Origin of the sequence: Mycolicibacterium komossense (genome assembly GCF_025822605.1) — a bacterium.
GTDB lineage: Bacteria > Actinomycetota > Actinomycetes > Mycobacteriales > Mycobacteriaceae > Mycobacterium > Mycobacterium komossense.
On sequence record NZ_JACKTY010000049.1, the window covers coordinates 409,712 to 424,768 of the forward strand.

Genomic DNA, 15,057 nt, shown 5'->3' on the forward strand with positions numbered 1-15,057 from the left:
TGCAGACCAAGTGGGCCACCCAAAACGCCGGACCCATGTTCTCGGCGGCAGAAGCCGTGCGTCAGATGCAGACCAAGTGGGCCACCCAAAACGCCGGANCCATGGCCTCAGTGGCCGAGGGTCTGCAGGCAGCCCGCGAGATGTAGACCAAGTGGGCAACACAGAACGCCGGACCCAGGGCGGGGGAGTTGCTCGCCGGTGCTCACCCGTTGCAGCCTAGGCACCGGGACCGCCATTACCCGGGATTCCGTGCATTATCCCGGGTAATAGTGGCCGGACTGTGGCGCTGTCTAGCCCGGGCGTGGCCCAGCCTTTCACGACGCCGGTGGAGCGGTGGTTTGCGCGGCAGGGCAGGGGCTCCCGAACCCGTCGCGCCAACAGAGGCCCGTGCGGCCTGCGGGGCCAGCGCAGTCAAAGCGATTAACCGACCCTAAAGTGAGCCCACCGACCAGAGGGGCGTGGGAGTGGCTAATTTCTTGACGTGTGGTGAGCTCGCCCATGTCATCTGACCGAGAATCCCCACTAGATCGCCAAACATCGCGGGCCGAGGCCGGATCGTGCGTGTGGGAAAAGGCCGACACATATACGGCTCAGCGAGCCGAACTGGAAAGCGAGCGCAACCCGGCGACGGCAGATGACCCCACACCCCGCGAGGTCGTAGCACTTGAGTTCTTCGATGCTCTGATCGAAGCCGCATCCGAACCGGGCGGCCTCGGTCCAGGGGACTACGACGCCCCGATGGGCCGCAAACTGCAGGAACGAATCAACAAGCCATGGATCGGGGAGTTCAAGACACGCGGTGTGCCACGGCGCGAGGAGGGCGGCCGGCGTGAGTACCGCCTGTACTTCTCGGAACCGGACATCGAGAGATTGCTGCTCGGGGCCTTCCTGGGCCACAAAACAGGGAATGAAATGAATGAGCGCGTCGGCGACACCAGTCGTCCCAGATCCTCAGCCAAGCAGACCAAACACATCGGCTACGCAATGGACGCCACCCAGCGGTGGTGCAAGCAAGAAAGAGTGAGTTATCGCACGTTGTAGCGCTGAGTTTGCAGCGTGTGCAACACTCTGGATAACACAGCAGAGAAGGTATCGGCGGCGATGATCATGTCCATCAAACGACTAGCGGCGCGGCGCTCTGCGCGCGCTGAGGTCGCGTTCAAGAGGGATCTCGTCGCAGCGCGCGAGATCGCCGGGTTGTCTCAGCGCGACCTAGCCGATCTCATGGGAATCGACCATTCCACGGTCTCGCGCATGGAACGACTCGACAGCGACCCCAGGCTGTCTGTGCTGCGCGAGTACCTCACGCAGTGCGAAGCCGCGCTCGATATCCAGGTAGTCACCCGCCGGGAGCTAGAAGTCGAGCACCGCGAACGACACCATCGGACGGTGATCAAGGCCCTGCAGATCAACACCGCTTTCCCATCAGACGATGCGGATCCCGTCCGCACACTGTCACCGGTACTAATTCGTCGGTGACCCTCCCAGAGCGATTACCGAACATGGCAGTGCGGTGGCACCAGCGGGCTGTGGTGCGCCGCTGGCCAGACGCCGGGGAAGCTCCCTTCGAGATCGCGATTACGGGAAACGCGGTAGGTCCAGAGGGGAGTAATTCCGCCTTGGCGGTCGAACTGGACGTGAGCACGGTCGACGGAATCCATCACATCGAAATGCGCGGCGCGATCAAGATTGATGATGACCACCTGCTTGCCATCATCGACGCCGAGATCCGGGCATCCGCCGATGGGGAACCCATGACTGATGACGATCTGATCGATTTTGCCCAAGGATGGGGACACGATTTCCTTATGGGTTATCTCCGCGTGGGACTTGCCGATTCAGCAGCACAGGTCGGAATCCCCAATGTGACGCTACCGCCCAGTTACGTGACACAGCCAACCCGCGAGTCCGCAGCTGAACTCGTAACCGGTGCACGCGAACGGGCAGCCGCGAAAGCAGACACCAAGCCCCAGTAACTTCGAGCACAATCGTCCCAGCCAATTCAGCACCAGCAGAATCACTTTGATCTTCGGATTGAGCCTCGGCCATGGGCGTTGAGCGCAAGCACTTTGCCAGCCATGCTCTAAGCGTCAAGCGCCACTGGGTCTAGCCCGGCCCAGCTCACCCCTGCATAACCAGGATTGGAGTTAAGGGGTCCGCTGTCTCACTGCGCTCAGACAATGAAGATTCAAGACACGCGGTGTGAGGCAGGAAATGAGACACGCTCGACCTGGACTTCGCAATGGGGGAGTGGCACCTTGACGGGTGTCTCGTTTCTCTAGATCCGAGACAGCAAACGTCTGCGAGACAGCCCAAATGAGAATGCGGTTCCCTGCTGTTCTGTGAAAGCGTCCGTGCATGACTAGTACGACGCAACTGCCGGCGGGTGTCACGGTTCGCAGCGCGACTGATGCTGATTGGGCCGCCTTGAAGCTGCTGGCCGCGACGTGCTTCGGGTCGTTTCGAGACTCAGAGGTCACCGCCATGTGGCGGTCCATGATGCCGACCGATGGGGTGGTGGTGGCCAGCGTCGGCTCAAAGATCGTGGGCATGGCGATGTATCTGGATCTACGACTGACGGTGCCCGGCGGGGCTGTCCTGCCAGCGGCAGGGGTGACCTGGGTGGCCGTCTCGCCCACGCACCGACGTCGGGGAATCCTGCGCGTCATGTTCGACGAGCTGCACCATCGCATCATCCACAGCGGGTATCCGATCGCCGCCCTGATGGCCAGCGAGGGCGGCATCTACGGCCGATTCGGGTACGGACCTGCCGTCATAGAGCAGCGGCTACGCGTGCAGCGGCGCTGGGCTCGGTTTCATTCAGAGGTGCTCGACTCTGGGAATGTCGATGTCGTCTGCGCGGCCGAGCACGCGGAAGAGCTAGCGGCCATCGACGAACGCTGGCGTGAGCGCACACCGGGCGGACTGCACACTCCGCCCGCCATGTGGGCAGAAGTGTTGGCCGACCGTGAGTCAGCACGTCATGGCGGCAGTCCGCTGTTCACGTTGCTCCATCCCGACGGATATGCGATGTACCGCGTGCACGCGGACACCGATTCCGTGGAGGTCACCCGGTTCGTCGCTGCCACCGCCGGCGCGCACCCCGCACTGTGGCGGGTGCTGCTCGGTTTGGACCTGATCGACACCATCGCCGTGCACACCCATCCAGCAGACCAGTTGCCGTACCTGCTCACCGATGCGCGGCACGTGGAAACCCTCAGTTCCCGAGACTCGCTGTGGTTGCGCATCATCGACATCCCCGCCGCGCTGCGGGCCCGCACCTACCAGGCCGATGTGTCTGCGGTGATGGACATTCGGGGTCCCGGGCTCGCCGAATCGCGGTTCACGGTGACCATTCGCGAGGGCAACGCTCACGTCGCACCGACCGACGATCCCCCTGACTTCTACACCGACCTATCGGTGCTGAGCAGCATCTACCTCGGGGCGCACCGGCCATCGGCCTTCGCATCAGCGAATCGGCTGCGCTGCAACGACGACCGCCTTCTCCGGCAGCTCGATCTGGCGTTCGCCAGCAACGTAGCCGCCCAGGTCGGCTACGACTTCTGATCCTGCAAGCGACCGAGACAAGATCCGAGCCGTCCAACTTCTCTAGAAAAGAGACGACGGTTCGCGGCCGGTTCACATGTACCACTCACCTAGAGTTGCTGAGAGCGGTACAGCTGGGCCACAGAGCCTGGTCGGTTGTTTCGAAAGGGCGCAGTCATGAGCCATGGCGGGTGCGAGTTGTCGATCGGGGCGAGACTTTTATGCACGATGGCGCTGTGGACCGCTTTCACACTGATGCCGGTCAATGTTGCGTTAGCAGCACCCGACGGCGGGGGCTGTGCGATACAGGACCCCGCACAAGACCCATCCTGCGTTGAGATCAACACCCAATTGCGAACGTATCCACCACCAACCGAGCGCAGAGACACCCGTCCAAGCGATGGGGTGGGCGTGTTGCGCCAGGCAACGATTGATTGATAAGCCCGGTGGGACCGCGCTTCACGGGGCGGCCACAGCCCGTACTCCAGTGCCGCGCAACGCCATTGAGACTTCGCGAAGTGTTCACTCCCGTTTCTTCAGAAACGAGGCACCAGCCGCCCTGGAATTGTTGACGCGCTTAAGGCGGCTCTCCGCGCGTCGACTAATGCGGTCGACGTCGGCGGGGTAGGTGTGCGACGGTCAGACGATGTCGTGGGAGACGCCAGATCAGTCCTGGCAATTCATGATCGGGGACGACCCACCGGGTGACCTTCCCGCCGAATGGGCGGCGGCCAGCCAGGCGGTCACCCGCGACCTTAACTGCCGCCGGTACGGCCGACCTATCACGCTGCGCAACGTGATGTGGAAGTTCCTGGCCGCCGACGGCTTCGTGTGCGTGGGGTTCGCACTGGCTGGTGACGCCGACGTCGGCGCCTACGAACGGTGTAAGAGCTATCGTCTGCACACCACGACAGCACAAGCGACGGTGTGGATGGCCGACGACATTCAAGAAGAACTCGGCGGCTATGAGTACGTGCAGTGGCCCATCGCAGGCAACCACATCCTGCGTGCCGAAATCATCGATGACCAGGCGTCGTGGATAAACCCAACTAACGACACGACCGTCTCCCTCATTGGCACACTGTGCGAGATGCCAGACAGCTGACCGCCACCACCGGGGCCGCCGCGTCGGACCGTCACGGCCGACAAGTGCGCGGTGCGGCTCGTCGATGCTATCGAACATCGCACGCGGCGTGTCGACGCTCCGAGATGGGTCGCGGCGGCACGCTGGCTCAAGCCTGCACTTTCCACCCCACTCGCGGAACGCACGTGAAACAAGACAGTCCCTAGTTCCCGATCTGGCGCCAAGCAAGATGTCGAGCAATCCCCGGCGACCCTCCTAAGAGCGATACCTGAGCGTCGATGGGCACTGGGCCGGCAGCAAATGCGCTGCCCGCCAATTAGCGCGGATGCGTCAGATTCGCTTCAAGGCCGACTGAGTCACGTGGCGGCTGATCCGCCTGAGCGCCCGGGTAGATCGGGATTGAGGATGTAGAGTCCCGAAATCGTTCGATCGTTACGGAAGGTGATTCGAGCAACGAAGTCACCAGCTTCGAAGGCCAGGGGCGTGTTGGTGATGGTGCGGTCACCTGAGCGGGCGACATCAGTGTCTCCGTGTCCTTGGTAGCTTCCGACCAACCCCGCGATCTGAGACCACGGCGCAGCAAGCTCCACCTCGCTCAACTCGGCGTGCATCGTGTCGTCGAAGCGAGCTCTGACCTCTGCCCACCGCGCACGTATGAGGTCATCAATGACCGTCAGGGCCAGCTCGACAGCCTCAGGCAGTGGAGCTTCTCCCGTTTGAGGATCAATCGGCTCGCTGTAATGGCCGATCTTCGCCCCTGGCTCCACCCGAGTGGTCGAGCGCCCGTGCAGGGCTCCTTTGATTGTGCCCCTGACCTCGAAGTCACCGCCCTGATTGTTGGCGTCACCCATGCACGCTCCGCGGAGTTTGGCCCTGCCGCCCGGCTCGATAACGAGTCCGCCCACCGTGCCAATGATGTTGGCGTAACCGCCGGACCCGACTGTGAGTGTGCCCTCGATGCCGCCAACCAGTGTGAGCTTTCCCCCGCTCGTCACGCGAACGTCGCCGTGAGTCGCGCCGACTCTGATGCGGACGCCTGAAATGACCGAGACCATAGCGCCGAAGGTACGGCGGCGAACATCGCGTGTCAATCTTTGATTGACATGTGACCTTACGTAAATCTAGTATTTACGTATGCCAAGTTTGCTAATGCTCACTGGGCAGCAGCTTCATCGTGAACTCGCCCAGATCCTCGCCGGCCCAGTTCTGAACAGCGGCGATGATCCGATCGAGGTGGTGCGCGCAGCCCGCCAGATCAGGGAGGGGGCTGAGACCCTGATGGGTGCAGCTGTGCAGCAGGCGCGAGAAGCGGGCCGGACATGGCAAGAAATTGGAGAAGTGCTTGGCGTCTCACGGCAGGCCGCTTTTCAGCGATACGGCAAGCCCATCGATCCTCAAACGGGAGAAGCTCTGAATACCAGCCCACTTCCGGAAGCCGTCGAGTTGGCCCGGGCAGTCATCGACGATCATGCTCACGGCCGGTGGGCTGATATCACCGAGCGTTTCGATGACACGATGCGCGCGCGTCTTACCGAGGAGGGGCTTGCCGAGGCGTGGGTCTACCTTGCCGGGTTGGCTGGGGCCTACGAAAGCCATGGCGATACTGATGTCGTGCGGACCGGCGACTTCACCGTCACCAATACGCCCTTGGCCTTTGAGGCCGGCGATTTCATCGCCCGCGTGGTCTTTCGCGATGACCGAACAATTGCCGGGCTGTTCATCCTCAGCCCCGAGGAAGCCAACAGCAATACCAGATCTATCTGCACGTAAATGCCAGGTGCACAAGCGAAGTAAAGACGACCGCCGAATTGAGCGCATCCTTGGGGCAGCGCCAGTGGCCCGAGCGCCGTTCTTGTGGCGACGACAGTTGCACACCCGAACTCAGGCGCACCGGGGTACACGCACCGGAATCAGCGGAACCATCGCGACAGTGCGATAGCCAGACCGTCGTCGGCGGCCGAGGGGCAGATCTCGTCGGCTATCGCCTGCACCGAAGCGGGAGAGTTGCCCATAGCCACGCCGTGAGCCGCCCAGATGAGCATCTCGATGTCGTTGACACCGTCACCGACAGCCAATGTCTCCGATGCAGCGACGCCCAACTGCACGCGCAGCCGCTCCAGCATCGCAGCCTTAGTCACCCCCGCGGCAGTCAGATCGGCTATTGGCTCATCGGTGTAGCAACAACACCGGACATTGAGAATCGCATTGTTGGACAACGCATCCGACAGTTCCGGGCCGCTGTGTCCGGGCCAGTGCACGGCCAGCCGGGTGGTTGACGCGGCCGCCAGCTCGTCGACCTCGACAAGTGTGACGGCGCCGTAGTGGGTGTCGGCGTCGTCAATGACACCCGTGGCCCACACCCCGACACCGGGGTCCTCGGCCACAAACACAGCGTCGGGCAGCCACCCGCGCAGGACTGCGATCGGCGCGGCCAGGGAAAACACGACCTGTTCGACGATGCGTCCGGTCGCGGCGTCGATGAGCACCGCTCCGTTGGAACAGACTGCGAATCCGGCGGAGATCTCGAGTTCACGCAGGAACGGCAGCGTCGCGGTGGACAACCTGCCGGTGCACAGCACCACGTGGGTGCCGGTTCGGGCGACAGCGCGCACGGCAGCCCGAACAGCCACGCTGATGCTCTGGTGTGCTCGACGATGTGAGTCCGATGCCGCGTGCAAGGTGCCGTCGATGTCGAGAACCACCATCTCCGGGCCCCGCGGCGAAGGTCACACACTCACCCCCCGATGTCACAACACAATGATGGCCCCAGGTCGCCGCATAGCTGCGCACGAATGAGACAAGATTTGATGGATCTCGAATCTTTAGAAAAAGACAAGACGGCGGGCTCCGGCAGTCATCGCTTATGAAGTTCTTAATTTTGTTATCGTGCGTCCATGGCGGATTCCACCGGATTACTTTCGTCCCACGTGGCGCTACCCGATGGGCGTCACGCGTGGGAATGCGCCGCTGAGACCGGGACGGATCTCGAGGCATTAGTCATGGCAGCGGCAGCCCAGGTTGCCCCCAATGCGACCTTGACGACGCTCGACCAGTACGCCCTCCTTCCACATACCGGCACCGACAGCTCGGTTGTGGTGTTACTGACCCGCCATGTCGGCGGCGCTGCGATAAGCGTGCATGTACGGGATGGCGACACCTTCACGTGGCTGGGCGAGGGACTAGTGACCCAAGGCAGCCGACCGGACATCACGGCACCGCGAGACGGACCTGACGTAAGCAGCGTCGCGCACGCCGGCAACGAACTACCGGTCATCCCGCCAGCTCCAACCGATCTGTTGGGACTCAACGACAACCGCCTCCCGGAGGGGCTAGCGGAGGTACTGAACCAGCAGGCTTTGGCCGAAACGCTCAATTCCAACGTCCCCCCGCGTGACGCGGCGGAGCGGATGACCTTCGCGACGTGGGCGATCGTAACCGGCACTTCGGCCGGCGGCATCTTCACCACCCTGCCCCAGCTCGACGACGACACCGTCACCAAGATCGCTCAGCGCCTCAGCGAACGCACCGAGGGCACTATCACCGACGACGACGTAAAAAGCAGTCCCACTATCGAAGCGCTCGCAACGGTGGTCCGCGAGTTCCTCGAAGCCGGTGAACTCGATGGATTCGTGCGCACCATCAGGGCAGCCAACTCCGACGATCAGGTACCGGTGTACGTCTTCCACGCCGCCGGCGGGTCCACCGTGGTCTACGAGCCGCTACTCAAGCGACTACCCGTGGCAACTCCAATGATCGGGTTCGAGCGAGTGGAAGGCACCATCCAGGAGCGCGCGGCGCAGTACGTACCAAAACTGCTGGCACTCAACAGCGGCAAGCCGTTCATCCTGGCCGGCTGGTCGCTAGGCGGTGCGCTGGCCTATGCATGCGCCATCGGGCTCCAACGCGCTGGTGCCGAAGTCAAGTTCGTCGCCATGATCGACACGGTCCATCCCGGCGAAGACATTCCTCAAACCCGGGAGGAGACTCGCGCCCGCTGGGACCGCTACGCCGGCTTCGCGGCTCGGACCTTTAACGTGCAGATCCCTGCCATCCCCTACGAGCACCTCGAAGAACTCGACGACGAAGGCCAGGTAACGTTCGTGTTGGACGCGGTGAAGCAAGCCGGTGTGCAGATCCCCGGCGGGATCCTCGAACACCAGCGCACCTCCTATCTAGACAATCGGGCACTAGAGACCGTCACCATCGAGCCCTACGATGGCCACGTCATCCTGTACATGGCCGACCGCTATCACGACGACGTCATCGAGTTCGAGCCTCGTTACGCCATCCGCCAATCCGACGGCGGTTGGGGCGAATTCGCCTCCCACCTAGAAATCGTGCCGATCGGCGGGGAACACATTCAGGCCATAGACGAGCCGTACATCAGCAAAGTCGGCACCCACATGAGCACGATGATCTCTGACCTCACCTGATTCGCGCCGACACGGGTCAACAGCTGAGGCAGGAAACGATCACTCCCGTTTCTCTACAAATGAGAATCCAACCGCGCTTGGATTTAGCATCGACCTTAGATATCTCTTATTTATCTTAGAGTTGTGTTAAGTTACGCGCAGGCCTGACACGGCCGACCCTCACTACATCCCGATCGGAGGTGGCTGAGATGGTCCTTGATGTCTTGCCGCCCGGCCCTCGACTCCCGGTCGCCGTTCAGACAGCGGCCTGGATATTTCGTCCGTGGGATTTTATGGAGCGATGCGCTGCTCGTTACGGTGACACGTTCACGTTACGGCTGGCTGGTGAGCGTCCGTGGGTGATGGTGTCGCATCCGGACGTGGTGAAGGAAGTCTTCACAGGGCCGCGGGAGCTGCTGCACGCCGGACAGGCGAACCGCATCCTGCGCCCGTTTGTCGGCGCGAACTCGGTACTGCTGCTCGACGGTGATGCCCACATGGAGCAGCGCCGCCTGCTCATGCCACCGTTTCGCGGTAGCCATCTGACGTCCTACACCGACACCATGACCGCCGTCGCCCAATCCGCGATCGCCGGTTGGCCGCGCGGTGAGCCGATCCGTCTACATCCGTTGATGCAGTCGTTGACCCTAGAGATCATCCTGCGCGTGGTGTTCGGACTGAATGAGGGTGCGCGCCTGGACCACTTGCGGGCCGAACTGGTGCGCACCCTCGCGGCTTCAGCAGGGGTGGCAGGCCAGATGCTGCTAGTGCTCGGTCCACGGAAAGTACGGGCTGCGTTGATCCGCAAGCTTTTCCGCAATGTCGACCGCCTTCTCTATGCCGAGATCGACGAGCGACGCCGGTGCGGCGATCTCGAGGAACGCAGCGACGTACTGTCGGTGCTGTTGCGGACCCGCCACGAAGATGGCCGACCCATGAGCAATGTCGAGATCCGCGACGAACTGATGACCCTGCTGTTGGCCGGGCACGATACGACGGCGACCGCACTGGCGTGGATGGTGGAACGCCTGGTCCGCCACCCCGACGATCAGGCTCGGCTCGTCGAGGAAATCCGCGCCGGTGACCACCAGTTCCGCGACGCAGTAATCAAGGAAACGCTGCGATTGCGGCCCGTACTGTCACTGGTCGCTCGGCGGCTGAAAGCGCCGCTCGAAATTGGCGGTGTCGAGTTGCCGGCCGGAGTGAACGTCGTCCCATCGATCTATCTGACGCACCGTCGGCCCGACCTCTACCCCAACCCCGAGCAGTTCCGGCCCCAGCGCTTTCTTGAGCACAATCCAGGGGCCAACACCTGGATTCCGTTTGGTGGCGGTGTTCGGCGCTGTCTAGGTGCTGCGTTCGCCGAGCACGAGATGCGCATTGTGCTCGGCACCCTGTTCGGCAGCTGCACGGTGGCTCCCATCAGCCAGCGTGCGGAGCCTATGAAACGGCGCGGTATCACCCACGTGCCCCGGCGCGGCGCCACAGTGACACTGCACTAAGGCCTTGAGCAGGGTGCCACGTCCATACATTGACGACCGCTTCGTCGTTCGCGACAGGAAACGATCACCCTCGTTTCTCTAGAACCGAGACGACAAGTTATCTCGGGCGCGGCGAACGGTATCCACCGGGAGTACAGCGCGATAATCACGGTTCGTGAGCCAAGAACCCTCGTCCAGCCTTGGGCCGCCTTCCAACCTGGCGGTCGGCATCGTCAAAGCGCTGCGGCCGAAGCAATGGATCAAGAACGTTCTGGTGGTGGCTGCACCACTGGCCACTCTCGGAGGCAACGTTCACTATGACTACCGCGATGTTTTCTACAAGGTGGGCATCGCGTTCGTGGCGTTCTGCTTGGCCGCATCCTCGATCTACCTGATCAACGATGCCCGCGATGTTGATGCCGACCGGCAACATCCCACCAAACGCTTCCGGCCTATCGCTGCCGGGGTGGTAGCGCCCGCTCTCGCCTACGCATTGGCCATCGGGCTCGGTGTCGCCTCATTGGCTATCTCAACGGTTACTGCCCCAGCGCTGGCGTTGGTGATAACTATCTATTTGGCAATTCAGCTCGGTTATTGCTTTGGCCTGAAACACCAAGCCGTGCTCGACATTTGCATCGTCTCCTCGGCCTACCTGATACGGGCGATCGCCGGCGGCGCGGCAACCAGCATTCCGTTGTCACAGTGGTTCTTGCTGGTGATGGCGTTCGCCTCGCTGTTCATGGTGGCAGGTAAGCGCTACGCAGAACTGCAGCTCGCCGACCGCACCGGCGCCAAGATCCGCAAATCCCTGGAGAGCTACACCAGCACCTACCTCCGATTCGTGTGGACCATGTCAGCCACCGCCGTCGTGGTGTTCTACGGGCTGTGGGCATTCGAACGAGACGGACACTCTGGGTCATGGTTTGCCGTCTCGATGATCCCGATTACGATCGCGGTCCTGCGCTACGCCGTCGACGTCGATGGCGGATTGGCCGGCGAGCCGGAAGACATCGTGTTCCACGACCGCGTCTTACAACTCCTGGGTGTCACCTGGATCGCGATCCTGAGCACCGCAATCGCCTTCGCCTGAGCGGCATACCGGAGACAGGAACTGATCACTCCCATTTCTCTACAAACGAGACTGCAACCGGAATGGGCTTGGTGGATCTGAGTTAGCGAGCCGCTCGGCGGCCTTACGCTGACGCGGCATGGCGTCCATGGGGGGTGGTGTTCCTTGACCAGTAGATCAGCGGAACTGCGACGGGAGGATGAGGCATGCTTTGTGGAAAAGTAGTGATGATCACCGGTGCGGCTCGCGGCATCGGCGCCAGTATGGCGCGGCTGCTGCACCAGCGTGGTGCACGGCTGGTGCTCGTTGACATCGACGAGCACGGCGTCCGCGCGCTCGCAGGTGAACTCGGAGACGACGTTGTCGTCTTTGCTGACGACGTCAACGATTTCGACACGATGCAGGCTGCCGCCGAGACCGCAGTGACCCGATTCGGCGCGATCGACGTGGTGGTTGCCAACGCGGGCGTCGAGCACTGGGCGCCTGTCCTAACAGTGGAGCCAGAGGCCTTTCGGCGCGTGATCGAGACCAACCTGATCGGTGTCTTCAACACGGTCCGCGCAGCCCTGCCATCGATCATTGCTCACCGGGGCTACGTCTTGGTGGTGGCGTCGACGTCGTCCTATACCGCTTTGCCCGGCATGGCGGCCTACGGCGCGAGTAAGGCCGGTGTCGAGCAATTCGCGAACGTCTTGCGGATCGAGGTCGCCCACCACGGCGTCGGCGTCGGCTCGGCGCACATGTCGTTGGTCGATACCCCCATGCTGCGCGAAACCCGTTCCAGCTCACCGGAGTTCACCACGCTGCTGGCAGCACTACCGCGACCGGCGCGCCGGACCGTCACCGCCGATAAGTGCGCCGCGCGGCTCGTCGATGCAATCGACAAGCGCAAGCGGCGCGTCGACGTGCCGAGATGGGTCGCCGCTGCACGCTGGCTCAAACCGGCCCTGTCGTCCCCACTGGGGGATCGCGCGCTGAGTAGACAGGTTGCACGAATCGAGGCGCTTAGCCCTGGGGGATGAGTTCAAGTCGTCGTGCTAGGTCGGAGATGAAGACGCCGTCGGGGTCGGCTTTAGCGCGGATGGTGCGCCATTCGTCGAGCTGGGGATACATCTGTGGGATGTGGTGGGCTTTGGCCCGGGAATCTTTGGCGAAGTAGATCCGGCCGCCGACGTCAAGCACTCGTTCGTCGAGACCGTCGAGGAATGCCCCGATGCCCGGTTTGATTGGGAAGTCGAGGCTGAGCATGAAACCCGGATGGGGCCACGATAGCGGCGCCCGGTTGCCCGGGCCCATGCGTTTGAACACGTTAAGGAACGAGGGGTGCCCGGAGTGGGCGATCGCTCGGATGATGTCGGCGAGCTGCTGTTCAGCACCGAAGGGGATCGAGAACTGGTACTGCAGGAAGCCTTCTTGTCCGTAGGCGCGGTTCCATTCCCCGAGCAGATCCAGCGGGTGATAGAACTGCGTCAGGTTCTGGATCGTGCCGCGGCCGTGTTTGGGATAGACGTGGTAGGCCGCTTCGGCGGCGATGCGGGAGGTGAACCCGTTGACCAGGCCGCTGGGGAAGATGTCGGGCACGGTGAAGAGTTGGGGTGCTTTGAGCTGCAATGGATTTCGTTGCAGCTTCGGTGGAAGTTCGTCGATTGTGGCCAACGACCCACGGGTAAATCCCGCCCGTCCCATCCGGCTACCGGTAGAGATTGTGTCGGGCACCGACATCGAATAGTCATAGCCCTCGTCAGAGCCGCCAGTAAGCAGTTCAATCGTCTCGTCGAGATTGCGAGTGCGGTCGTGGTCAGCGATGAAGTACGCCGTTTCCGTGCGCGTCATCCTGATCCGGGCGCGGAGCACGATGCCGGTCAATCCCATGCCGGCGACGGTGGCCCAGAACAGATTCGAATCAGCTCCCTCTGGGGTCAACGTGGTGATCATGCCGTCAGCGGTGAGCAGATCCATGGTCACGACGTGGTTGCCGAAGCTGCCGTGGGAGTGGTGGTTCTTGCCGTGGATGTCGGCGGCGATCGCGCCGCCCACGGTCACTTGCCGGGTCCCCGGCAGCACTGGAACCCACAAGCCATAGGGCAAAACCGCCCGGATCAAGGCATCCAGACTTACCCCGGCGTCGACGTCCACGATCGCCGTGTCAGCGTCGATGCTGTGGATGCGGTTCAGCGGGGTCATGTCGATAACCAGGCCGCCGCCGTTTTGCGCCGGGTCGCCGTAACTTCGTCCCAGGCCCCGCGCGATCACTCCGCGTGGCCCGGCGGACCGCACCGCCGCCGCGATGACCTCAATGTCCTTGGTGGACAGCACATCGGCCCGAGACCGGATTCGTCGGCCCCAGCCACTTAACATCCGGCTCGTCGTCCGGCCCTCTGATACTGCGCTCACGCTGATCAACAGTAAGCCGCGGACGGCCCAACCGGCGATCGCCCCACCAGGAGAGATTCGACGAACTGATCACTCCCGAATCTTTAGAACTAAGACGCGACGGATATCGCTGCGGTGGCGCCGCATCGGGTTCCGCCATACTGGCCCGGTGGAGGCTTCGGGTGCGCTGCGGTGGATCTGCTGTCGATCGAACTGCGCACGAGGGGGCGGCATCGGTCTATGAAGCAGATACTTATCGCCGCGGGCTTGGCCCTGGTGGTCGCGCTTCTGCTGACCCCGGTGTTGATACGTGTGTTCACCCGGTTGGGGTTAGGTCAGCCGATCCGTGACGAGGCTCCGGAGACCCATCAACGCAAGCGTGGCACGCCGACGATGGGCGGCCTCGCGATCGTCACCGCGATCTGGGCAAGCTACCTGGGCACGCACCTCGTCTCGCTAGCGCTCGGCGGTGAAGGCCCGTCGGCGTCGGGGCTGCTCGTCCTGGGCCTGGCCACTGCTCTAGGCGCCGTGGGGTTCATCGACGACTACCTCAAAGTGCGGCGCGCACGCAACCTGGGCTTGAACAAGCGGGCCAAGAGTGCCGGCCAACTCGTCGCGGCAATTGTCTTCGGCGTGCTAGCGCTGCAGTTCCGCAACGCCGACAGTCTCACTCCCGGCAGCGCGGGGCTGTCCTATGTCCGCGACATCGCCGCGTTCGCACTGCCGCCGGTGGTGTTCGTGCTGTTCTGCATCGTCGCTGTGTCGGCGTGGTCGAATGCCGTCAACCTCACCGATGGCCTGGATGGTCTGGCCGCAGGTGCTATGGCGATGGTGAGCGCCGTCTACGTGCTGATCACGTTCTGGCAGTTCCGAAACGCGTGTGCCGTCACCCCGGGAACTGGTTGCTATCACGTCCGGGACCCTCTCGATCTGGCGATGGTCGCCGCGGCGACAGCCGGCGCCTGCATCGGATTCCTGTGGTGGAATGCCGCCCCCCCTGCGTGTCAGGGTGAGTTGAGTCCACTGGTTCAGAGCAAATCGGCCTGACGCGGGGCGAGATTCGGATCGGTAGGCGATGACCAGCTCGATTGT

At 62.7% G+C, this 15,057-nt stretch carries 12 protein-coding genes and 2 pseudogenes; 11 read left to right on the forward strand and 3 right to left on the reverse strand.

What is annotated here, in order from left to right:
• Positions 1-561 precede the first annotated feature (561 nt).
• The 5 genes from H7J73_RS31070 to H7J73_RS31090 all read left to right on the forward strand — a co-directional run bounded on the left by H7J73_RS31070 (position 562) and on the right by H7J73_RS31090 (position 4,651).
• On the forward strand, positions 562-1,041 hold the full coding sequence (locus H7J73_RS31070) for a hypothetical protein (RefSeq protein ID WP_264071653.1): 480 nt from the start codon (positions 562-564) through the stop codon (positions 1,039-1,041).
• A gap of 60 nt (positions 1,042-1,101) precedes the next feature.
• Positions 1,102-1,479, forward strand: a complete 378-nt coding sequence (locus H7J73_RS31075; RefSeq protein ID WP_264071654.1) for a type II toxin-antitoxin system RelB family anti-toxin — start codon at positions 1,102-1,104, stop codon at positions 1,477-1,479.
• Between the two features lie 140 nt (positions 1,480-1,619).
• Positions 1,620-1,976, forward strand: a complete 357-nt coding sequence (locus H7J73_RS31080; RefSeq protein ID WP_264071655.1) for a hypothetical protein — start codon at positions 1,620-1,622, stop codon at positions 1,974-1,976.
• 382 nt (positions 1,977-2,358) lie between these two features.
• Positions 2,359-3,567, forward strand: coding sequence for a GNAT family N-acetyltransferase (locus H7J73_RS31085; RefSeq protein ID WP_264071656.1), 1,209 nt, complete (start codon positions 2,359-2,361; stop codon positions 3,565-3,567).
• Between the two features lie 625 nt (positions 3,568-4,192).
• Entirely contained in the window at positions 4,193-4,651 is a 459-nt protein-coding gene (locus tag H7J73_RS31090) for a hypothetical protein (RefSeq protein WP_264071657.1), read from the forward strand.
• A 335-nt stretch (positions 4,652-4,986) separates the two neighbouring features.
• On the opposite strand, the gene H7J73_RS31095 is transcribed toward H7J73_RS31090, so the two are convergent.
• Entirely contained in the window at positions 4,987-5,625 is a 639-nt protein-coding gene (locus H7J73_RS31095; protein ID WP_264071658.1) for a DUF3887 domain-containing protein, read from the reverse strand.
• 139 nt (positions 5,626-5,764) lie between these two features.
• Between H7J73_RS31095 and H7J73_RS31100 the strand changes: the two genes are divergently transcribed.
• Positions 5,765-6,400, forward strand: a complete 636-nt coding sequence (locus tag H7J73_RS31100) for a DUF3887 domain-containing protein (protein ID WP_264071659.1) — start codon at positions 5,765-5,767, stop codon at positions 6,398-6,400.
• A gap of 140 nt (positions 6,401-6,540) precedes the next feature.
• On the opposite strand, the gene H7J73_RS31105 is transcribed toward H7J73_RS31100, so the two are convergent.
• Positions 6,541-7,335: an HAD family hydrolase gene (locus H7J73_RS31105; RefSeq protein WP_264071660.1), complete on the reverse strand. Its 795-nt coding sequence runs from the start codon at positions 7,333-7,335 to the stop codon at positions 6,541-6,543.
• Between the two features lie 216 nt (positions 7,336-7,551).
• Here H7J73_RS31105 and H7J73_RS31110 point away from each other — a divergent pair.
• The 4 genes and pseudogenes from H7J73_RS31110 to H7J73_RS31125 all read left to right on the forward strand — a co-directional run.
• Positions 7,552-9,063, forward strand: a pseudogene (locus H7J73_RS31110) (thioesterase domain-containing protein); the annotation flags it as partial.
• Positions 9,064-9,251: 188 nt separating this feature from the next.
• Positions 9,252-10,544, forward strand: a complete 1,293-nt coding sequence (locus tag H7J73_RS31115; RefSeq protein ID WP_264071661.1) for a cytochrome P450 — start codon at positions 9,252-9,254, stop codon at positions 10,542-10,544.
• Positions 10,545-10,698: 154 nt separating this feature from the next.
• A complete protein-coding gene (locus H7J73_RS31120) occupies positions 10,699-11,613 on the forward strand; it encodes a decaprenyl-phosphate phosphoribosyltransferase (protein WP_264071662.1) in 915 nt (304 codons plus the stop codon).
• Between the two features lie 185 nt (positions 11,614-11,798).
• Positions 11,799-12,614, forward strand: coding sequence for an SDR family oxidoreductase (locus tag H7J73_RS31125; protein WP_264071663.1), 816 nt, complete (start codon positions 11,799-11,801; stop codon positions 12,612-12,614).
• On the opposite strand, the gene dprE1 is transcribed toward H7J73_RS31125, so the two are convergent.
• The gene (gene dprE1 / locus H7J73_RS31130) at positions 12,598-13,950 is read right to left on the reverse strand and encodes a decaprenylphosphoryl-beta-D-ribose oxidase (RefSeq protein ID WP_264071696.1); all 1,353 of its coding nucleotides are present in this window, start codon (positions 13,948-13,950) and stop codon (positions 12,598-12,600) included. The two genes, H7J73_RS31125 and dprE1, sit on opposite strands and share 17 nt — an antisense overlap.
• A 255-nt stretch (positions 13,951-14,205) precedes the next feature.
• On the opposite strand from dprE1, the pseudogene H7J73_RS31135 reads away from it, so the two are divergent.
• Positions 14,206-14,961: pseudogene (locus tag H7J73_RS31135) on the forward strand (MraY family glycosyltransferase); the annotation flags it as partial.
• Between the last annotated feature and the right edge of the window lie 96 nt (positions 14,962-15,057).

Bases quoted from the DNA above. Each gene is read 5' to 3' on its own strand.
- H7J73_RS31075 (WP_264071654.1), top strand. From the start codon at position 1,102: ATGATCATGTCCATCAAACGACTAGCGGCGCGGCGCTCTGCGCGCGCT.
- H7J73_RS31085 (WP_264071656.1), top strand. From the start codon at position 2,359: ATGACTAGTACGACGCAACTGCCGGCGGGTGTCACGGTTCGCAGCGCG.
- H7J73_RS31090 (WP_264071657.1), top strand. From the start codon at position 4,193: ATGTCGTGGGAGACGCCAGATCAGTCCTGGCAATTCATGATCGGGGAC.
- H7J73_RS31100 (WP_264071659.1), top strand. From the start codon at position 5,765: ATGCCAAGTTTGCTAATGCTCACTGGGCAGCAGCTTCATCGTGAACTC.
- H7J73_RS31105 (WP_264071660.1), bottom strand. From the start codon at position 7,335: ATGGTGGTTCTCGACATCGACGGCACCTTGCACGCGGCATCGGACTCA.
- H7J73_RS31115 (WP_264071661.1), top strand. From the start codon at position 9,252: ATGGTCCTTGATGTCTTGCCGCCCGGCCCTCGACTCCCGGTCGCCGTT.
- H7J73_RS31125 (WP_264071663.1), top strand. From the start codon at position 11,799: ATGCTTTGTGGAAAAGTAGTGATGATCACCGGTGCGGCTCGCGGCATC.
- dprE1 (WP_264071696.1), bottom strand. From the start codon at position 13,950: ATGTTAAGTGGCTGGGGCCGACGAATCCGGTCTCGGGCCGATGTGCTG.